This is a genomic window from Mesorhizobium sp. M0058, assembly GCF_040323095.1.
Taxonomy (GTDB): Bacteria; Pseudomonadota; Alphaproteobacteria; order Rhizobiales; family Rhizobiaceae; genus Mesorhizobium.
The window spans coordinates 140,873-158,122 of the sequence record NZ_JAMYUQ010000010.1; the positions used below are offsets into that span (position 1 = coordinate 140,873).

The window sequence follows — 17,250 nt, forward strand, 5'->3', positions numbered from 1 at the left end:
GGAGAGGGGAATTTGAGTCCCCTCATATCGCAAGCTTTGGCGTGATACACCCCATCGGATGACGAAAAACGCCGGAAAACCACAGGGCGACGATGGTAGCGGGGAGCCGCTGGGGAACGCTATGGCATCCCGGCCGTTAGGCCTCAAACCAATCAGGAGATTTCGACATGGCCACCAAGCAAGGCAAGAAAGACAATCGCCTCTCCGACAAGGAGGCCATGCATATTGCCGAGACCACCGACGTTTCGCCCAAGCAGGCCAAGGACCTGGCCGAGAAGCACGGCAAGGACAAGGGCGCGAAGGAAGCCAAAAACTTCAAGGCAGAGGGCTGAACCTGAAGATCGGGATACAGGAGGATCGAGTCAGGACGAACTGTCGTAGCCGGCGCGGCCTTCCTCCAGCAGCCGCCGGATCACCGCGACGCCGCCGGTGATGTCCTCGCGCCGCCTTGGCTGCGAGACGCCGAAACGCACGCCGTGAAAAACCTGCTCGGAACGCCCCGCCTTGAACTCGTCCTCGTCGTCGAGGAGCACGCCATTTTCGAGGCATGCGCTCCTGAAAGTGCCGGACAGCCAAGGATCGGGCAGCGTCAGCCAGACGAAGGGCACGCTGCCGTGTGACTTGAAGGCGAAACCGGCCAGTGTCTCGCGCACGATGGCGATCCGGGCGGCAATTTCGGCAATGCTGCGTTTGCGGATATCGCCAGCCTGCCCTGACAGCACCAGCCGCGCATTCACCTCCGCCAGCAGGAACGGCATTCCGCCGGTCATCATCTTGTGGGCGACGCGGATGCGATGGCGATAGGCGGGCGGGCAGGAGAGCCAGCCGCCGCGAACACCTGCCGCGACCGATTTCGACAGACCGCCGGCGACAATGGTGCGCTCGGGCGCATATTCGGCGATGAGCGGCGTCGGATCTTCGGTCAGGCCGCCATAGAGATCGTCCTCGATGACGATGACATTGTACGCGCGCGCGACGCGGGCGATCGCCTCGCGGCGCGAAACCGACAGGATCGCCAGCGTCGGGTTCTGCACCGTCGGCATCAGGAAGATCATCTTCGGGTGCTTCTGCGCGCAGACGCGTTCGAAATCCTCGGGATCGAGGCCTTCTTCGTCCGATGCCACCAGTGCTATGCGCCGCCCGATCAGCCCGGCGCTGCGGGCGATCTGCGAATAGGTGAGGTGCTCGAAGACGACATAGTCGCCCGGCGTGGTCAGTGCCGCAATCGCCGCCATCACCGCGGCATGCGTGCCAAGCGTGGGAACGATGGTGTCGGCCGCCGGACGGAACGAATTGCGCGACAGCCACCGGGCGCCGGCCTCGAACCAGCGCTCCGGAAAATCCCTGGTGTAGCTCGAAATCTGGTGCGGGTGTTCCTGCACCGTGCGCGAGAGCACGTCAGCGACAATGGCGCCCTGGCCGATGTCGGGCGCGGCAGTGCTGTCGAAACGCAGTTTGCCGGGCGGCGCATCGACATAGCGCGTGCCTTGCACGGCAGGCTCGGCGAATTCGGGTGACGCTTCCGATTGCTGCGCCAGCACATAGGTCCCGCGACCGACTTCCCCGCTCACCAGGCCGCGCTCGCGCAGCAGCTGATAGGCTCGGCCGATCGTGCCGACCGTCGTGCCGATATCATAGGCGAGATCGCGCTGCGGCGGCAATTTTGCCCCGGCATCGATGACGCCCTTGTCGATGTCCGACTCGATGCTGTCGGCAAGGCGCTGGTAAAGCGGGCCGGAACCGATGGTGAGGTCAGGGAGCCAATTTGTCATGGTGACAATTCTGTATATTGCACCAGATCGGGTGTCAATGCATATCAGAACCGTACCAAGATGGGTACAATTTGCAAGGTTGGCAGAAAGACAATGGATACAATCGAGACAATTCGCTGCGCGGGCATTGAATTGGTCGGGCCTTGCCCGTCCAGCCGGCGAGGCTTTGTCGGCCGGATCGTGCATGTGGTCAGATCGCTGGCGCGATGGATCGACGTGCTGATCGAGCGCCGTCGCGGCCGCCTGGCTTTGCTCGAAATGACCGACGAGCAGCTCAGGGACATCGGTGTGTCGCGTGACGACGCTCACCGCGAAGGCATCAGGCGATTCTGGGACTAACTTGTAGTCTGGTCAGCGGCGTGTGCCCGGAGCCCTGAGGCGTGAGACGCCCTTATCGGCAAGCACGGCGAGGATGCACAGCACCAGGAAAACACCGGTGACGGCCAGCGCCGCAAGGGCGACGTTGGCCGCGCCGTTTTTCGCAACGTCGAGGAACGGGTAGGGCACTTCGCCTGCGATCGGTGCGCGCGCCAGCGCATAGGCGAGATAGGCGATCGGATAGGCCATCCACCACGAAATGTCGCTCCAGCGTGTCCTGCCGTCAGCGCCTGCAACAAGCCACCACAGCACGAACAGCACCGGCGTCACATAGTGCAGCAGCACGTCACAGAGCAGGAACAGCCCCTGCGGCTGCCAGAGCTGCGCCAGAACCGTCGCATAGACGATGAAGACAAGCGCGATGGACACGGCGACGCCGGCCCGCATCCGCGGTCCGGCAAAGGCGGGCAGCCAGGCGTAGCCCGAAGGCGACAGCAGCGAGACATGGACCAGCACCGCACCGATGTTGGTCAGGATGGTGAAGAAGCTGAACAGAAAGACGATGGAGCCGAGAAAACTGCGGCCGGCCTCCATCGATGCCGGGATGGTGATGCACGCTTGCAGGACAAGCCCGGCCAGACCTATGACCAATCCCGCAAACTGCAGGAAGCGGCCCATGGCGTCAGGCGGCCGCGTTGCAGGAGGGGTTGCCCGTTTGCCAGCGCGCAATGTCGGATCCGATGCGCGCGCCGAGCGGATCGTCCATCAGCGGACCGAACACGTCGACGCGGCTGGAATTGCCTTGCGCCTGGACGACCAGCAGCGGCTTGCCGCCATAATGCTTGGCCGGCACCAGCAGGAAGCGGGGCGTGCCGCTGAACGAATTCAGCTCATTGGCCATCTGATAGGATTTGAAGGCGGGATCCTTGCTGGCGATCCAGCATTTGTGGGCCGATATCGCTACCTGTTCCATGGCCAGCAGCGAAGCGCTCTTGCCCGTGGGGACCGGCGCGCTCTTCGGGCTGGACTGGCAGGACGCCAACGCCAAGCCGGCAGCAGCCAGGGGACCTAGGCGAACAATCATCAGTCTCATGGTCAACCGCCCCCGCGTTTTGAAAGGAATTCGAAGAGATATCAGGCGGCGATGCCGAGCGCGCCTTCGAACAGGGCGCGGCCGTCGCTTCCGCCATGCGCTGCCTCGATCAGGTTTTCGGGATGCGGCATCAGGCCGAGCACATTGCCCTTCTCGCTGACGATACCGGCAATGTCGTTCATCGAGCCATTGGGATTGCTGCCCTCGGCATAGCGAAACACCACCTGTCCTTCGCCTTCGAGACGGGCAAGCGTGTCGGCGTCGGCGAAATAATTGCCGTCGTGATGCGCCACCGGCGTGCGGATGATCTGACCCGGCTGGTAGCGGCGGGTGAACATGGTGTTGGCGTTGGCGATTTCGAGCTTCACCTCTCGGCAGACGAATTTCAGCGAAGCATTGCGCATCAGCGCGCCGGGCAGCAGGCCGGCCTCGACCAGAATCTGGAACCCGTTGCAGACGCCAATGACCATGACGCCCTTGGCGGCCTTTTCAGCGACTGCCCGCATCACCGGCATCCGCGCGGCAATGGCGCCGCAGCGCAGATAATCGCCGAAGGAGAAGCCGCCGGGAATGGCGATCAGGTCGACATCGGGGATTTCAGTGTCGGTCTGCCAGACGGTCGCCGGCGCCTGCCCGGAAATCTTGGTCAGCGCCGCAATCATGTCGCGGTCGCGGTTGAGGCCGGGGAGAAGAACGACAGCTGATTTCATATCAAGCGATCTCCACCGCGTAATTCTCGATCACCGTATTCGCCAGCAGCTTGTCGCACATGGCTTTCAGATCGGCTTCAGCCTTGGCCTTGTCGGTCTCCGAGAGCTCGAGGTCGAAGACCTTGCCCTGCCGCACCTGGCCGACGCCGCCGAACCCCAGTCCGGACAGAGCGTGCTCTATGGCTTTTCCCTGCGGGTCGAGCACGCCGTTCTTGAGGGTGACGGTGATGCGGGCCTTGATCATGCTGGACAGGTTCCTGTTCGAAGACTTAGCAATTCCAGGAAAAGTGTGAAGCGGTTTTCCGTCCGGAATTGCGTCAAGAAATGAAGACTTAATGCGGCTTGCCTTTGAGGCCATCGGTCGAGGCGACGAGCACCGGGCCGGTCGGGCGCGGCGGCTCGTTCTCGTTCATGATGCCAAGGCGGCGGGCAACTTCCTGATAGGCTTCGACGAGGCCGCCCATATCGCGGCGGAAACGGTCCTTGTCGAGCTTGTCCTGCGTTGCCACGTCCCACAGCCGGCACGAATCCGGCGAGATCTCGTCGGCAACGACGATGCGCATCATGTCGCCCTCGAACAGGCGGCCGCATTCGATCTTGAAATCCACGAGCTGGATGCCGACACCCATGAACAGGCCGGAGAGGAAGTCGTTGACGCGGATGGCCAGCGCCATGACGTCGTCGATCTCCTGCGGGCTTGCCCAGCCGAAAGCGGTGATGTGCTCTTCCGACACCATCGGATCGTCGAGCGCATCGGCCTTGTAATAGAATTCGATGATCGAACGCGGCAGAACGGTGCCTTCCTCGATGCCGAGGCGCTTGGACAGCGAGCCGGCGGCGACATTGCGCACCACCACTTCGAGCGGAATGATCTCGACTTCCTTGATCAGCTGCTCGCGCATGTTGAGCCGGCGGATGAAGTGGGTCGGAATGCCCATGCGGTTCAGATGGTTGAAGATGTACTCGGAAATGCGGTTGTTGAGCACACCCTTGCCGTCGATGACCTCATGTTTCTTCTTGTTGAATGCGGTCGCATCATCTTTGAAGAACTGGATAAGCGTGCCCGGTTCCGGTCCCTCATAGAGGATCTTGGCCTTGCCTTCATAAATGCGGCGGCGATTTTTCATCTGATTTTTCTCTGGATTTGCGGGCAGGCGGCAAGCGACCAGTTCCTGTCCGTCTGCCTAAATTGGTGCGGCGACGGGTGGGGTTCAATGCCGGGTCTATCCCAATCACAGCGTTTGCTCAATCGGCAAATCCTTTCCATCGACCGCTTTCAGGAATGAAATGCCGCAGCGCAGCAAGTGATGTAGCATATTGACCGGCCCGCGCCCTTTTGGTTTGTGCTGCGGCAACACACATATCCATCGCCAACGCGAATCGATTTCATCGGAGGGAAGCCATGAGCAGCATGAAAGACCGCGAAGAGGGTTTTGAGCGCAAATTCGCCTTCGACGAAGAACTTCGCTTCAAGGCTTCCGCACGCCGCAACAAGGCGCTCGGTCTGTGGGCCGCCGAAAAGCTGGGCAAATCCGGCACTGACGCCGACGCCTATGCCAAGGAAGTTGTGGTTTCCGATATCGAGGAAGCCGGCGATCACGACGTATTCCGCAAGATCCGCAAGGATTTCGACGCCGCCGGCGTCGACCAGTCGGATCACCAGATCCGCCGCACCATGGACGAACTGATGGCGCAGGCGATCGAGCAGATCAAGAACACCTAGAGCGAGTAGCGCTGGACCAATCGACCGCCCGGTCCAGCCGGGCGGTTTTTCTTTGCCTTTTCAGCCTTTTCCGGCTGAAACTGTGCGTAGGCCTGTTACAAGGCTCTACCCAACGAGGAAAGCACCCATGTCCCTGAAGTCACGCCTGGCGGCGGATGAAACGCTGTTCACCGCCTGGTCCGGCGTTCCGGACGCTTTGACGGTCGAAATCATCGCCAAGCAGGGTTTTGACGCCGTCACCCTCGATATGCAGCATGGCGGACACCACGAAGACTCGGTCTTGCGCGGCCTGGTGCCGGTGCTGGCCGCCAACAAGCCGGCGCTGGTGCGCATTCCGGTCGGCCGCTTCGACATGGCCAGCCGCGCCCTCGATTTCGGTGCCGAGGCGGTGATTGCACCGATGGTGAATTCGGTGGCCGATGCAAAACTCTTTGCCGCGGCGATGAAATATCCGCCGATGGGCGAGCGCTCCTGGGGCCCGACCTATGCTTTTCCGCGCCATGGCAAAGGCGACCACGCCGAATGGCTGCGCGACACCAATCAACGCACCATGGCCTTTGCCATGGTCGAAACGCGCGCCGCACTCGATGCGCTGGACGGCATCCTCGACACGCCGGGCATTGACGGCATCTTCCTCGGCCCATCGGATTTCTCCATCGCCTGGTCGAATGGCGCCACCGTCAATTCGACGCTGGAAAGCATGATGGAAACCGTCGCCTCCATCGCCGAGCGGACGCGCAAGGCGGGCAAGCATGCGGCAATCTACGTCGTTGAGCCGGCGATTGCCGGCCGCGTCGTGGCGATGGGCTACCGGCTGCTGGCGATGGGCTCGGACCATGCGCTGATTTCGCTCGGCGCAAAGATACTCATCAAAAGCATGAACGATTCGATCAAGGGCTGAGGCGTGGTGCCTTGCCCGGTCAGGCCTTGAGGTCGGTCAGGAACTTGGCGAAGGTCATCGACCCTTCCGGCCACGGGCCGAAGCCGGCATCCTCATTGAGGTGACCGGTTTCGCCGGCATCGATGAACAGCGAACCCCAGGCGCCGGCAATGTCCTCGGCAACCTCGAAGGCGCAGAACGGATCGTTGCGGCTGGCGATGACGATGGACGGGAAGGGCAGCGGTTCGCGTGCATAGGGGCCAAAGGTCATCAGGTGACGCGGCCTTATCTCCGGGTTGGCGACGTCGGGCGGCGCGACAAAGAACGCACCGGCGACCGGCTTCCTGAACTGCGGAATGGCCTGCACCGCGGCCGCCACGCCCAGGGAATGGGCAACGATCACCACCGGCCGCTCGGCCTCGTTGACAGCGTTCGCCACGCTCGCCGTCCAGTCCTCGCGCACCGGCTTCGACCACTCCGCCTGCTCGACCCGGCGCGCCGTCGACAGTTTCGACTGCCAGCGTGTCTGCCAGTGTTGGGGGCCGGAATTGGTGTAGCCCGGCACGATCAGAATATCTGCGTCTTTGACTTTCATGGCGCTGAGATAGCGAGCGGCCGTGTCTCGTGCAACCCGCGCTGACGCATGCGGTGCATCACAATCGTGAACAACCTGTTCGATTCTTTCCATCTTGTGTGAACGATCAGGATCGACGATTTGAGGCAGGAAGAGATGGACAACAGAATAGACTGGTGGCGCGGCCTGGGATAACCCGCTGAACGGAGAGTTTTATGAGCGAACTGCCTTTTGCCGCGACGACCCCCGTCAGCGTGTCACGCGTGGGCCTGAAGGCGCGCGACGCCGAAGGACTTGCCGATTACTACCGGGCTGTTGTCGGCCTGCAGGAATTGAGCCGCGCCGATGGCGCCATCACGCTGGGCGCTGCCGAGCGCCCGCTGCTGGTCATCGAGCCTGACGCAGCGGCCAAGCCCGACGATCCGCGCAGCGCCGGCCTTTTCCACACCGCTTTCCTTCTGCCCAGCCGCGCCGATCTCGGCCGTTGGATAAACCATGCCGCCGCCAACAAGATCCGCATCGAGGGCGCCTCCGACCATCTGGTCAGCGAGGCTTTGTACCTGACCGACCCCGAAGGCAACGGCATTGAAGTCTATAGGGACCGTCTGCCGCAGGAGTGGAAGTGGAACGGCGACAAGATCGCCATGGCGACCGAGCGGCTGAATCTGGCCGCCGTGGTTGGCAGCGTGCCGGCCGGTGACGCCGGCTGGCAGGGCGCGCCGCAAAACAGCATTATCGGCCATGTCCATCTGCGCGTCGGCCGGCCGGAAGATGCCGAGGCCTGGTGGCACGACGAATTTGGCTTCGACACGGTCGCTAAGTATGGAGGGCAGGCGGTGTTCCTGTCGTCGGGAGGCTACCACCATCATATCGGTGGCAATTCGTGGCACAGCGCCGGCGCCGGCCGCCGCGATCCGTCCCGCTCGGGTCTGGCCTGGGTCGAGATGCGGTCGGACAAGACAACCGCTGAAACCACGCGGGAAGATCCGTGGGGCACGGTTATCCGCACCGTGCCGGGCGCCGCCGGCTGAGCGCCCGCTCGGTTCTTACAAGGAAGTGGCGGCGTAGCCCGTCAGCAGCCCATGCGCCCAGCTGTCGAAGCCGGTGGCTGTCGCGCGGGTGGACGCCTCGGTCCAGTCATAGCTGACCGTATGATGGCTGAACGACCATTGTCTGTCCTTGCGCGTGGCAAGGGCATAGCGGGCATCCGGACTGCCGGTCACAGTCAAACCTGGGAATGCCTGGACGCCGACACTGCCGGGATTGAGGATTGTCCGGTTGTCCGACAAGCGCACAACGCGCGGCGTATGTGTATGGCCGCACAAGGTCAGCCCGGCGCCGGCGCTGCCCAGCTTGTGCCTGATCTGCTTTTCATTGGACGGGTGGAAGTGGCTGCCTCCGTCTTCCTCGAGCAGGAACACGTCGTCGTCACTGGGGCTGCCATGGCAAAGCAGGATGTCCTGGGCAGGCGACAGGGTGACCGGCAATGCGGAGAGCCAGGTCAATGACGCCTGGGACAGGCATTGGTGGGTGAAAGCATCGACGTCTTCCAACCCGGAAGCAGGCGGCTCGACCAGCACACGGTCGTGATTGCCGCGCACGGTCGGCCAATTCTGTGCCATCAGATATTGCGCGGTTTCTTCAGGCCATAGCGGCCCGGAGAGACAATCGCCCAGATTGACGATGATGTCGGGAGAAGCGTCTTTGATCTGCGCATGAACCGCCTCAAGCGCGCGCAGATTCCCATGGATGTCGGAAAGGACAGCCAGCCGCATGGAAGATCCTATCCGAAAACCCGCTTGAAGATCGTGTCGACATGCTTGGTGTGATAGCCCAGGTCGAATTTCTCGCGGATCTCGGCTTCGGGCAGCGCTGCGGTGACTTCCTTGTCGGCCAACAATTCCTCAAGGAAATCAGCGCCATGTTCCCATACCTTCATGGCGTTGCGCTGCACCAGGCGGTAGGCATCCTCGCGGCTGACGCCGGCTTGCGTCAGCGCCAAAAGCACGCGCTGCGAATGCACAAGGCCACGGAACTTGTTCATGTTCTTCAGCATGTTGTCGGGATAGACCAGCAATTTGTCGACGACGCCGGTGAGCCGCGACAGCGCGAAATCCAGCGTTACCGTGGCGTCCGGCCCTATCATGCGCTCGACCGAGGAATGCGAGATGTCGCGCTCGTGCCAGAGCGCCACATTCTCCATCGCCGGCAGCGCCATGGAGCGCACCATGCGGGCAAGGCCGGTGAGGTTTTCGGTCAGCACCGGGTTGCGCTTGTGCGGCATTGCCGACGAGCCCTTCTGGCCCGGCGAAAAATACTCTTCCGCTTCCAGCACCTCGGTGCGCTGCAGATGGCGGATCTCGGTCGCCAGCCGCTCGACCGACGAGGCGATGACGCCGAGCGTGGCAAAGAACATGGCATGGCGGTCGCGAGGGATGACCTGCGTCGACACCGGCTCCGGCTTCAGCCCAAGCTTTTTCGCCACATGCTCTTCGACATAGGGATCGATGTTGGCGAAGGTGCCGATCGCGCCCGATATGGCGCAGGTGGCAATATCCTCCCGTGCGTGCACCAGCCGCTCGCGGCAGCGTGAGAACTCGGCATAGGCCTGCGCCAGCTTGACGCCGAACGTGGTCGGCTCGGCATGAATGCCGTGGCTGCGGCCGATGGTGACGGTGTCCTTGTGCTCGAAGGCCCGGCGCTTCAGCGCGGCGAGCAGGCCGTCGAGGTCGGCCAGCAGGATATCGCTGGCGCGGCCGAGCTGCACCGCAAGGCAGGTGTCGAGAACATCCGATGAGGTCATGCCCTGGTGGATGAAACGCGCATCCGGCCCGACGAATTCGGTGAGATGGGTGAGGAAGGCGATGACGTCGTGCTTGGTGACGGCCTCGATCTCGTCGATCTTGCCGACGTCGAATTGGGCGGCGCCGCCTTTTTCCCAGATGGTTTTGGCGGCTTCTCTGGGGATGACGCCGAGCTCGGCTAGCGCATCGCAGGCATGGGCCTCGATCTCGAACCAGATGCGGAAGCGGGTTTCCGGCGACCAGATGGCGACCATTTCCGGCCGGGAATAGCGAGGGATCATCCGTCAGTCCTGATATGTCGGTGGTTAAGTGCGCCTCCTATCAGAGGCGGACCGAATGCTCAACGCTGCTGGCGTGCAAACCACACGCTGGCGGCGGCAAGCGCGATGAATCCGAGCGGAAAATAGAGCCTGATACCCAGCACCACGAACGGGTAGAGCGCCGTCAGCGAGGTGAAGACCAGTTCGAACGCCCACCGGGCGGTGAAGGCCTCCGCGTGCCATTCGGCATAATAGGAGCGGTATTGCAGCGCAAACAACCCGCCGGTGAAGGCGAGCGTCGTGGCAAGCAGGCAGACGAAGGCGGCGGCGAACGCCACCTCCCAATGCCGGTCGAGCGAGACCAGCCGCGCCGCGAACAACCCGACGGGAAAGGCCAATGCCGCGCCGGTCGCAAACAGCAGGACGACGAAGCGGATCTTTTCCGGGGTCTCCCAATTGTCGAGCCAAAGACCGGTCAGCGCGCTGGCGCCCATGGCCATCGCCCACAGCAAGGCGCCGACAAGCGCCGCGCCCGCCGATGGTATGGCGCGGCTGACGCGATTTCCGGCGCGCTTGCGCCAACTGGATTGATCGAGCGATGTCACAGGCGTCCGGTCACGGCGATCCAGCGAAAATCCGGTCCTTCGAAGCCGTATTGGCGCACTGCGATCAGCACCGCATAGGCGCTGATGCTGTCCATCGAGAACGTCTGCACCGCGCCGATCCTGTAGCCGTTCGGGCAGCCACGGCTTTTCGGGATCGATTTATCCTCATGCAGCAGATGGGTCTGGCCGCCATCCCTGGCCTCGATCCGCAGCAGGCGAAAACCGTTGACCTCGCCCTGGCTCTGGCAGCTTTCGGTGTCGTTCATGCCGATCTCGTCCAGCCGGAATTCCAGCGGCGGGTCGACCGGCGAAAAGATCGGCCGTGGGTTGACCACCATGCGGAACGGGTCGGCCGACAATTCGGTCACCGGGTTGAAGCCGGCGGTGATGCCGCGGTTGGCGGTAAGCTCGGCCTGGGCAATGATTGCTTCGCCCTTCTGCCTGGCCTGCTGACGGGCCGTATCGAGCGAGGCGGTCTCATCCTCCAGCCGGACCCGGATTGGCGTGCCCTTCAGGAACGTGTCGTCGGCGGTGTTGATGTAGTAGCGATTGGCATAGGGAAAGCCCGAACCGTCTGCCACACCGTATTCCTCGAAGGCGAAGACGCCGCCATCCTTGCTGAAGCCGAGGATTTCAAGCTCGGCGACATCGCCCGCTCGGGCGGCCATGGCGGATGCCAGATGGACCAGCAGGCAAACGCCAATCAGGACGAGATTTCGCATCGGGGTTCCGCTCCGCCTGCCGTGGTTCGATCGTTCCCTATCACGAGACAGTCAAAACATCGTGCTATTCGAAAGGCGATGCATCCAATTTCGCCTCTGTTTGTTATCGTCGATCGTTTTCAAAAGGAGAACACCCCATGACTGAGGCCAGCAAGATTCGCGAGCATATGGAAGTGGTCGGCGCCGACGGCGTTCACATCGGCACCGTCGACAGGGTCGATGGCGAGCGGATCAAGTTGACCAAGGCCGACAGCGGCGAGGGCGCCCATCAGGGGCATCACCACTACATTCCCTTGAGCCTGCTTGCCGAGGTCGAGGGCCAGAAAGTCTGGCTGTCGGCGAATTCGGATGTCGCGGTCAGCTTCGAGGAAGAGGAGTCCGACCCGACCTGACTGAAAGTCAGCGCGACGACCACACCGGAAACAGATCGCCATCGGCCGGCGTCGCGGCATGGATGCCGCGGCTGATGGCGCGCGCCATGGTGGCGCCGGCGGCGGCAAAGAAATCGACGGCATCGTCGGCGCTGAGTTCTATGCCGCTCTTCCCCGTCGCCAGCGCGAACACCAGATCGCCGTCAGCCGGCGTGTGCACGGGCCAGATGGCGCGCACGAAGCCGTCATGCGCTGAAATGGCCAGCCGCTTGGCTGCCGCCTTGGTCAGCACGGCGTCGGTGGCGATGACGGCGATGGTGGTGTTGCCACCGGCCTCGGCTTGTCCACCGACACGCTTGTCGCGGTATTTCAACAGGATCCGCCTGGCATCGTCCGGCATTGGCGAGGGATAGCCAAGCCCGCCGAACTCATCGCCGATCTCGAAGGGCGCCGCCCAGAAATAGCGGGTCCGCGCGATCGTTACCGAGCCGGTCGGGTTGGCGGCGGCGAGTGCGCCGATGGTGACGCCGCTGTCGAGCACAGTCGAGGCAGAGCCAAGGCCGCCCTTCAGCCCGGAACTCAGCGCCCCGGTGCCGGCGCCGATTGTGCCGAGCGGAAAGTCGACTGTTGCCGCCTGGGCGGCTTCGTAGCCGAGGTCGCGGTAGGGAGGATAACGGCCCCAATCCTTGTCGCCGCCATTGCGCAGGTCGAACAGGATCGCCGCCGGCACGATCGGCACGCGAAAGCCGCCAACATCGACGCCAATGCCTTTTTCGCGCAGCGCTGCCTGAACGCCGGAGGCGGCGTCGAGGCCGAAGGCCGAGCCGCCCGACAGCACGACGGCATGAACCGCCTCGATGGAATTGTGCGGTTCGAGCAGGTCGGTCTCGCGCGTGCCCGGCGCGCCGCCGAGGATCTGCACGCCACCGACCGCCGGTTCGTCGCACAATACGGTGGTGACGCCCGATTTCAGCCTGGCGTCCGACGCGTTGCCGACGCGCAGGCCGGCGACATCGGTGATCAGATTGCGCGGCCCGGTGCGAAACATCAGTTCGTCTCCGCCGGCACGAAACGCGTCCCGTCGAAGCGGAAGGCGCGATAGAGGTTTTGGCTCAGATCGCCTTTGTCGTCGAACCGCAGCGGGCCGATCGCGGTGGTGAAATCGTTCCCGGTTAGCGCGTCGGCCAGCCCCTTGCCCGAGGTCTCGGGCGCGGCCGAGGCCGCCTTGGCAATCTCCACCGCCGCATAGGCCGGCAAGGCATAGCCATCCGGCGCGATGTTTTTGGCCGTAAACGCCGCCAGCACCTTGGGATCGGCGACATCGGCCCATTCCGGCGGCGCGATCATCAGCGTGCCGACGGCGTAAGGCACATCGCCGGGTGGCGTGCGCAAATTCTCGCCGCCGGCAAAGACAATGCCGGCCTCGAGCTGGCCGGCGTCGCGGCCCATAATGGCGATGTCGTCGCCGTCGCCACCGGCAAAGACATGCGTCGCGCCTGATTTCTTCAGCCGCCCGATCAGCCCGATCTGGTTGTCGAGCTGGGGCCGGAACGTGTCTGTGAAGACCGGCTTCAGCGCCGCCTGTTCGGCCGCTGCGCGCAGCGTCTCGGCGATTTCGCGGCCATAGATGGTCCCGTCATCGACGATGGCGAACAATTCGCTCTGCCACAGCCGGGTCAGGATGCCGGCCACGGCATTGCGCTCGTCGTCGCCGCGTGGCCCCAGCCGGTAGACCGGCCAGCCGGTTTTGGCGCGGCGATCGGTCAGGCTTTCGGTGCGTACGCCAACGGTGATGACCGGTATGTTGGCGTCCTTGAGGATCGGCAGCGCCGCCTGGATCGCCTCGGTGCAGAGGAAGCCGACGACGATATCGACCTTCGCAGCGGCGAATTCCCTGGCGGCGGCAGCCCCGCCATCGGCGGTGCAGGCATCGTCGACCGTCCTGATCTCGGCGCCGTTGGCTTCTGCTGCCAGGGCAGCACCCGCCTCGATCTGCTTGCCCAGGATCGCCGACGGACCGGACAGGGGCGCGGCGACGCCGACAAGCAGCGTCTGCGCGCCGGCGCTTGCCGGCAGCAGCCAGAGCAGTGCCGCTATTACAGCTGTTGGGGGTCGCATTCTGACGACGAATTCCTCCGTGCCGGTCGCATGCTTCCAGCGTCTCTTGTGCCAAGACCTAAAGGCTGCCCGCCCCAGGCGCAACACGGGAATTGCGGATTGGCGTCAACCACTTCGCTTGTGGCCTATTGTGTGCCGCCATATATAACGCTTGGGTTCCCGCTTATGGAAAATCATCGGTGTTGAAGTTGAACGACATAGGGCCTCAGGCCTATCGCGACGCGATGGCGCATTTTGCCGGCCACGTCCATGTGGTGACCACCGACGGGCCCGCCGGCAAACGCGGCACGACGGTGATTGCCGCCTGTTCGGTGTCGGACACACCGCCGACGGTTCTCGTCTGTCTCAACCGCGAGAATGCCAAGAACGAGCTGTTCGTGCAAAACGGCCGGTTTGCGCTGAACACGCTGGCTTCGCACCAGCAGCCGCTATCAGTGGCGTTTTCAGGCCTGACCGGGCTGTCGGCCGATGAGCGTTTCGCGCTTGGCGAGTGGGATGTCATATCGACGGGCGCGCCTACCCTGAAGGGCGCTCTTGCGGTTTTCGACTGCGAATTGATGGACACCAAGGATCTCGCCACCCATCGTGTGCTTTTTGGCAAGGTGACAGGCCTGCGCATGGGCGATAATTTGCGGCCGCTGATCTACCACGCCCGCGACTACCACGTGCTGCAGAGCGGAGCAGAGGCGGCAACGGAGAAAGAATGACCGAGCTGAAACCGCGCCCCGCGCCGCGGACGATCGACGAAACGCTCGATCTCCTGACCGGCGCGGACTATGTCGCGGACCGCTCGCTCGCAACGGTGCTGTTCCTGTCGCTGCGCATGCAGCGGCCGCTCTTCCTCGAGGGCGAGGCCGGCGTCGGCAAGACCGAGATCGCCAAGGTGCTGGCGCAGGCACTCGGCCGCCGGCTGATCCGCCTGCAATGCTATGAAGGGCTCGACGTCTCGTCCGCTGTCTATGAGTGGAATTACGCCGCGCAGATGATAGAGATCCGCATGGAGGAGGCGGCAGGCTCGGTCGACCGCTCCGACATGGAGCGCAATGTCTTTTCCGAAAAATACCTGATCCGCCGGCCGGTGCTCGATGCGCTGACCGGCAAGGCGGGTGCGGCCCCGGTGTTCCTGGTCGATGAGCTCGACCGCACCGACGAAGCCTTCGAGGCGTTCCTGCTCGAAATCCTGTCCGATTTCCAGGTGACGGTGCCCGAGCTTGGCACGATCAAGGCGGAGGAGCCGCCGATCGTCATCATCACCACCAACCGCACCCGCGAAATCCACGACGCGCTGAAGCGGCGCTGCCTCTATCACTGGGTCGACTATCCCAATGCCGAGCGCGAGCTGGAGATCGTGCGCCGCAAGGTGCCGCAGGCCAACAGCCGACTTTCCGCGGAAGTGGTGTCGTTCATCCAGAAGCTGCGCCGGGTCGAGCTGTTCAAGGCGCCGGGTGTCGCCGAAACCATCGACTGGGCCGGCGCGCTGACCGAACTCGACAAGGTGGCGCTCGATCCCGAGACCGTCTCCGACACGATCGGCGTTTTGTTGAAATACCAGGACGACATTGCCCGCATCGGCGCGGGCGAGGGCCGGCGCATCCTCGATGAGGTCAAGGCCGAACTGGCGGCGGCGGAGTAGGGCAGTGAAGGCGCCGGGTGCTTACCCCAAAGAGACCGACCCCAGAGAGGCGACGGAAGACGGGCGCATCGCCGACAACATTGTCTATTTCGCCCGCACGTTGCGCAAATCCGGCATGCGGGTCGGGCCGGCTTCGGTCAAGGATGGGATCGAGGCGGTGCTTGCAGCCGGCATCGGTTCGCGCGACGATTTCTACTGGACGCTGCATGCCGTGCTGGTGTCGCGGCACGAGGATCACCCTGTTTTCGACGAAGCCTTCCGGCTGTTCTGGAAATCGCGCGAGCTGATCGAGAAACTTCTGGTGATGTTCTCGCCGGTGGCGCCCGACACCAGGGAGAAGCAAAAGCCGCGCGCGGCAGAAAACCGCGTCAGCCAGGCCATGTTCGAAGGCCACGAGAAGAATCGGCCGGTCAGGGAAATCCCGGAGATCGAAGTCGACGCCCGGCTAACCTTCTCCGGGAATGAAGTGCTGCGCGGCAAGGACTTTGCCCAGATGAATGCCGACGAGATGGCAGACGCCAAGAAGGCGATTGCCCGGCTGCGGCTGCCGTTCGACATGGTCCGTACCCGACGCTTCAAGGCAGACCTGCATGGCCGCCGTATCGATCCACGCGCCATGATGCGCTCGGCCGCGCGCACCGGCGGCGAACTGATCCTGCCGAAATTCCGCTCAGCCCGCGAAGTGCATCCGCCGCTGGTGGTTCTCGCCGATATCTCCGGTTCGATGAGCCAGTACACGCGCATCTTCCTGCACTTTCTGCATGCGCTGACCGAAAAACGGCGGCGCGTGCACACCTTCGTCTTCGGCACGCGACTGACCAATCTCACGCGGCAGATGCGCCATCGCGACCCCGATGCCGCCCTTGCCGACTGCTCGGCGGCGGTGAAGGACTGGTCGGGCGGCACCCGCATCGGCGATACGCTGGCGGAGTTCAACAAGCACTGGTCACGCCGCGTGCTCGGGCAGGGCGCGGTGGTGCTTTTGATCACCGACGGTTTGGAGCGCGACGATGTTTCCGGCCTGTCGGAGGAGATGGATCGCCTGCACAAAACCTGCCGGCGGCTGATCTGGCTGAATCCCCTATTGCGCTTCGACGGTTTCGAGGCCCGCGCCCGCGGCGTCAGAGCGATGCTGCCTCATGTCGACGAGTTCCGCTCGGTGCACAATCTCGATGCGCTGGCCGACCTCTGCGCCTCGCTGGACAAGAAATCCGCCGCTTCGGTCGATCCGCGTCGCTGGCTGGACGCTGGTGTCAGGCGCGCCGCATAGCCATATTGGATTCCGAAAACAGGCTCCCAGAGAAAACAGACTTTGAGGCAAGCGATCATGGACAACAGCATCTATCTCGATGAGGCCCGCGACCCCTTGATCATCGCGGAAGGTTGGATGAAGGACGGCAAGGATGTTGCCATCGCCACGGTGGTCGAGACCTGGGGTTCGGCGCCGAGGCCGGTCGGCAGCCACTTGGTCATCGACGCCGAAGGCAATTTCCACGGCTCGGTCTCGGGCGGCTGCGTCGAGGGTGCTGTGGTGAGCGAGGCGATGGACGTCATCGACTCGGGGAAAGCGAAGATGCTGGAGTTCGGCGTTGCCGACGAAACCGCCTGGCAGGTCGGCCTGTCCTGCGGCGGCCGCATCAAGGTCTATGTGGAGCGGCTTGGTTAGG

General features: G+C 63.4%; 24 protein-coding genes. 10 read left to right on the forward strand and 14 right to left on the reverse strand.

The window, feature by feature from the left end:
* Window positions 1-167: 167 nt before the first annotated feature.
* Window positions 168-332 (forward strand): hypothetical protein, encoded by a 165-nt coding sequence (locus tag NKJ75_RS18780; RefSeq protein ID WP_023669098.1) that lies wholly within the window; start codon window positions 168-170, stop codon window positions 330-332.
* A 30-nt stretch (window positions 333-362) separates the two neighbouring features.
* Here NKJ75_RS18780 and NKJ75_RS18785 read toward each other — a convergent pair whose 3' ends face one another.
* The gene (locus tag NKJ75_RS18785) at window positions 363-1,772 is read right to left on the reverse strand and encodes an aminotransferase-like domain-containing protein (protein WP_352500033.1); all 1,410 of its coding nucleotides are present in this window, start codon (window positions 1,770-1,772) and stop codon (window positions 363-365) included.
* A 93-nt stretch (window positions 1,773-1,865) separates the two neighbouring features.
* On the opposite strand from NKJ75_RS18785, the gene NKJ75_RS18790 reads away from it, so the two are divergent.
* Entirely contained in the window at window positions 1,866-2,111 is a 246-nt protein-coding gene (locus NKJ75_RS18790; protein ID WP_023834167.1) for a DUF1127 domain-containing protein, read from the forward strand.
* A 12-nt stretch (window positions 2,112-2,123) separates the two neighbouring features.
* On the opposite strand, the gene NKJ75_RS18795 is transcribed toward NKJ75_RS18790, so the two are convergent.
* From NKJ75_RS18795 to NKJ75_RS18820, 6 genes are all read right to left on the reverse strand, one after another.
* A complete protein-coding gene (locus NKJ75_RS18795; protein ID WP_023834166.1) occupies window positions 2,124-2,768 on the reverse strand; it encodes a Pr6Pr family membrane protein in 645 nt (214 codons plus the stop codon).
* Window positions 2,769-2,772: 4 nt separating this feature from the next.
* Window positions 2,773-3,183: a hypothetical protein gene (locus tag NKJ75_RS18800; RefSeq protein ID WP_023697575.1), complete on the reverse strand. Its 411-nt coding sequence runs from the start codon at window positions 3,181-3,183 to the stop codon at window positions 2,773-2,775.
* Between the two features lie 41 nt (window positions 3,184-3,224).
* Window positions 3,225-3,893, reverse strand: coding sequence for a phosphoribosylformylglycinamidine synthase subunit PurQ (gene purQ / locus NKJ75_RS18805; RefSeq protein ID WP_023711489.1), 669 nt, complete (start codon window positions 3,891-3,893; stop codon window positions 3,225-3,227).
* Window position 3,894: 1 nt separating this feature from the next.
* Complete coding sequence (gene purS / locus NKJ75_RS18810) at window positions 3,895-4,137, reverse strand: phosphoribosylformylglycinamidine synthase subunit PurS (RefSeq protein WP_023669092.1); 243 nt, start codon at window positions 4,135-4,137, stop codon at window positions 3,895-3,897.
* Window positions 4,138-4,225: 88 nt separating this feature from the next.
* Complete coding sequence (gene purC, locus NKJ75_RS18815; protein ID WP_013532127.1) at window positions 4,226-5,020, reverse strand: phosphoribosylaminoimidazolesuccinocarboxamide synthase; 795 nt, start codon at window positions 5,018-5,020, stop codon at window positions 4,226-4,228.
* A gap of 105 nt (window positions 5,021-5,125) precedes the next feature.
* Window positions 5,126-5,248: a hypothetical protein gene (locus tag NKJ75_RS18820; RefSeq protein WP_280790911.1), complete on the reverse strand. Its 123-nt coding sequence runs from the start codon at window positions 5,246-5,248 to the stop codon at window positions 5,126-5,128.
* Between the two features lie 47 nt (window positions 5,249-5,295).
* Here NKJ75_RS18820 and NKJ75_RS18825 point away from each other — a divergent pair, with 47 nt between their 5' ends.
* On the forward strand, window positions 5,296-5,616 hold the full coding sequence (locus tag NKJ75_RS18825) for a DUF1476 domain-containing protein (protein ID WP_023669091.1): 321 nt from the start codon (window positions 5,296-5,298) through the stop codon (window positions 5,614-5,616).
* A gap of 127 nt (window positions 5,617-5,743) precedes the next feature.
* Complete coding sequence (locus NKJ75_RS18830; protein ID WP_023669090.1) at window positions 5,744-6,517, forward strand: HpcH/HpaI aldolase family protein; 774 nt, start codon at window positions 5,744-5,746, stop codon at window positions 6,515-6,517.
* Window positions 6,518-6,536: 19 nt separating this feature from the next.
* Here the strand turns inward: NKJ75_RS18830 and NKJ75_RS18835 are convergent, their stop codons facing one another.
* Window positions 6,537-7,091, reverse strand: a complete 555-nt coding sequence (locus NKJ75_RS18835; RefSeq protein ID WP_023694132.1) for an RBBP9/YdeN family alpha/beta hydrolase — start codon at window positions 7,089-7,091, stop codon at window positions 6,537-6,539.
* A gap of 194 nt (window positions 7,092-7,285) precedes the next feature.
* Here NKJ75_RS18835 and NKJ75_RS18840 point away from each other — a divergent pair, with 194 nt between their 5' ends.
* Window positions 7,286-8,101, forward strand: a complete 816-nt coding sequence (locus tag NKJ75_RS18840) for a VOC family protein (RefSeq protein WP_023694133.1) — start codon at window positions 7,286-7,288, stop codon at window positions 8,099-8,101.
* Window positions 8,102-8,116: 15 nt separating this feature from the next.
* On the opposite strand, the gene NKJ75_RS18845 is transcribed toward NKJ75_RS18840, so the two are convergent.
* The 4 genes from NKJ75_RS18845 to NKJ75_RS18860 are packed head-to-tail and all read right to left on the reverse strand — an operon-like array spanning window position 8,117 to window position 11,461.
* The gene (locus NKJ75_RS18845) at window positions 8,117-8,845 is read right to left on the reverse strand and encodes a metallophosphoesterase family protein (protein ID WP_023694134.1); all 729 of its coding nucleotides are present in this window, start codon (window positions 8,843-8,845) and stop codon (window positions 8,117-8,119) included.
* Window positions 8,846-8,853: 8 nt separating this feature from the next.
* Window positions 8,854-10,155, reverse strand: coding sequence for an adenylosuccinate lyase (gene purB, locus NKJ75_RS18850; protein WP_352498183.1), 1,302 nt, complete (start codon window positions 10,153-10,155; stop codon window positions 8,854-8,856).
* Window positions 10,156-10,214: 59 nt separating this feature from the next.
* Window positions 10,215-10,679: a hypothetical protein gene (locus tag NKJ75_RS18855; RefSeq protein ID WP_352500067.1), complete on the reverse strand. Its 465-nt coding sequence runs from the start codon at window positions 10,677-10,679 to the stop codon at window positions 10,215-10,217.
* A 56-nt stretch (window positions 10,680-10,735) separates the two neighbouring features.
* A complete protein-coding gene (locus tag NKJ75_RS18860) occupies window positions 10,736-11,461 on the reverse strand; it encodes a DUF2259 domain-containing protein (protein WP_352498184.1) in 726 nt (241 codons plus the stop codon).
* Between the two features lie 137 nt (window positions 11,462-11,598).
* On the opposite strand from NKJ75_RS18860, the gene NKJ75_RS18865 reads away from it, so the two are divergent.
* Window positions 11,599-11,853, forward strand: a complete 255-nt coding sequence (locus NKJ75_RS18865) for a DUF2171 domain-containing protein (RefSeq protein WP_023669083.1) — start codon at window positions 11,599-11,601, stop codon at window positions 11,851-11,853.
* 7 nt (window positions 11,854-11,860) lie between these two features.
* On the opposite strand, the gene NKJ75_RS18870 is transcribed toward NKJ75_RS18865, so the two are convergent.
* Both NKJ75_RS18870 and NKJ75_RS18875 read right to left on the reverse strand, forming a co-directional pair.
* Window positions 11,861-12,880 (reverse strand): P1 family peptidase, encoded by a 1,020-nt coding sequence (locus NKJ75_RS18870; RefSeq protein WP_023694138.1) that lies wholly within the window; start codon window positions 12,878-12,880, stop codon window positions 11,861-11,863.
* Window positions 12,880-13,950, reverse strand: a complete 1,071-nt coding sequence (locus tag NKJ75_RS18875; RefSeq protein WP_352500034.1) for a branched-chain amino acid ABC transporter substrate-binding protein — start codon at window positions 13,948-13,950, stop codon at window positions 12,880-12,882. The genes NKJ75_RS18870 and NKJ75_RS18875 overlap by 1 nt, the downstream gene beginning before the upstream one ends.
* 179 nt (window positions 13,951-14,129) lie before the next feature.
* On the opposite strand from NKJ75_RS18875, the gene NKJ75_RS18880 reads away from it, so the two are divergent.
* From NKJ75_RS18880 to NKJ75_RS18895, 4 genes are read left to right on the forward strand one after another with little or no spacing between them, the layout of a single operon-like run.
* Window positions 14,130-14,657, forward strand: a complete 528-nt coding sequence (locus tag NKJ75_RS18880) for a flavin reductase (protein WP_023700848.1) — start codon at window positions 14,130-14,132, stop codon at window positions 14,655-14,657.
* The gene (locus NKJ75_RS18885) at window positions 14,654-15,583 is read left to right on the forward strand and encodes an AAA family ATPase (protein ID WP_352500035.1); all 930 of its coding nucleotides are present in this window, start codon (window positions 14,654-14,656) and stop codon (window positions 15,581-15,583) included. Before NKJ75_RS18880 ends, NKJ75_RS18885 begins: the two co-directional genes overlap by 4 nt.
* Window positions 15,584-15,587: 4 nt before the next feature.
* The gene (locus NKJ75_RS18890) at window positions 15,588-16,853 is read left to right on the forward strand and encodes a vWA domain-containing protein (RefSeq protein WP_023748572.1); all 1,266 of its coding nucleotides are present in this window, start codon (window positions 15,588-15,590) and stop codon (window positions 16,851-16,853) included.
* A gap of 57 nt (window positions 16,854-16,910) precedes the next feature.
* Window positions 16,911-17,249, forward strand: coding sequence for an XdhC family protein (locus NKJ75_RS18895; protein WP_023700845.1), 339 nt, complete (start codon window positions 16,911-16,913; stop codon window positions 17,247-17,249).
* The last annotated feature ends 1 nt before the right edge of the window (window position 17,250 follow it).

Bases quoted from the DNA above. Each gene is read 5' to 3' on its own strand.
- NKJ75_RS18780 (WP_023669098.1), top strand. From the start codon at position 168: ATGGCCACCAAGCAAGGCAAGAAAGACAATCGCCTCTCCGACAAGGAG.
- NKJ75_RS18785 (WP_352500033.1), bottom strand. From the start codon at position 1,772: ATGACAAATTGGCTCCCTGACCTCACCATCGGTTCCGGCCCGCTTTAC.
- NKJ75_RS18790 (WP_023834167.1), top strand. From the start codon at position 1,866: ATGGATACAATCGAGACAATTCGCTGCGCGGGCATTGAATTGGTCGGG.
- NKJ75_RS18795 (WP_023834166.1), bottom strand. From the start codon at position 2,768: ATGGGCCGCTTCCTGCAGTTTGCGGGATTGGTCATAGGTCTGGCCGGG.
- NKJ75_RS18800 (WP_023697575.1), bottom strand. From the start codon at position 3,183: ATGAGACTGATGATTGTTCGCCTAGGTCCCCTGGCTGCTGCCGGCTTG.
- purQ (WP_023711489.1), bottom strand. From the start codon at position 3,893: ATGAAATCAGCTGTCGTTCTTCTCCCCGGCCTCAACCGCGACCGCGAC.
- purS (WP_023669092.1), bottom strand. From the start codon at position 4,137: ATGATCAAGGCCCGCATCACCGTCACCCTCAAGAACGGCGTGCTCGAC.
- purC (WP_013532127.1), bottom strand. From the start codon at position 5,020: ATGAAAAATCGCCGCCGCATTTATGAAGGCAAGGCCAAGATCCTCTAT.
- NKJ75_RS18825 (WP_023669091.1), top strand. From the start codon at position 5,296: ATGAGCAGCATGAAAGACCGCGAAGAGGGTTTTGAGCGCAAATTCGCC.
- NKJ75_RS18830 (WP_023669090.1), top strand. From the start codon at position 5,744: ATGTCCCTGAAGTCACGCCTGGCGGCGGATGAAACGCTGTTCACCGCC.
- NKJ75_RS18835 (WP_023694132.1), bottom strand. From the start codon at position 7,091: ATGAAAGTCAAAGACGCAGATATTCTGATCGTGCCGGGCTACACCAAT.
- NKJ75_RS18840 (WP_023694133.1), top strand. From the start codon at position 7,286: ATGAGCGAACTGCCTTTTGCCGCGACGACCCCCGTCAGCGTGTCACGC.
- NKJ75_RS18845 (WP_023694134.1), bottom strand. From the start codon at position 8,845: ATGCGGCTGGCTGTCCTTTCCGACATCCATGGGAATCTGCGCGCGCTT.
- purB (WP_352498183.1), bottom strand. From the start codon at position 10,155: ATGATCCCTCGCTATTCCCGGCCGGAAATGGTCGCCATCTGGTCGCCG.
- NKJ75_RS18860 (WP_352498184.1), bottom strand. From the start codon at position 11,461: ATGCGAAATCTCGTCCTGATTGGCGTTTGCCTGCTGGTCCATCTGGCA.
- NKJ75_RS18865 (WP_023669083.1), top strand. From the start codon at position 11,599: ATGACTGAGGCCAGCAAGATTCGCGAGCATATGGAAGTGGTCGGCGCC.
- NKJ75_RS18870 (WP_023694138.1), bottom strand. From the start codon at position 12,880: ATGTTTCGCACCGGGCCGCGCAATCTGATCACCGATGTCGCCGGCCTG.
- NKJ75_RS18875 (WP_352500034.1), bottom strand. From the start codon at position 13,950: ATGCGACCCCCAACAGCTGTAATAGCGGCACTGCTCTGGCTGCTGCCG.
- NKJ75_RS18885 (WP_352500035.1), top strand. From the start codon at position 14,654: ATGACCGAGCTGAAACCGCGCCCCGCGCCGCGGACGATCGACGAAACG.
- NKJ75_RS18895 (WP_023700845.1), top strand. From the start codon at position 16,911: ATGGACAACAGCATCTATCTCGATGAGGCCCGCGACCCCTTGATCATC.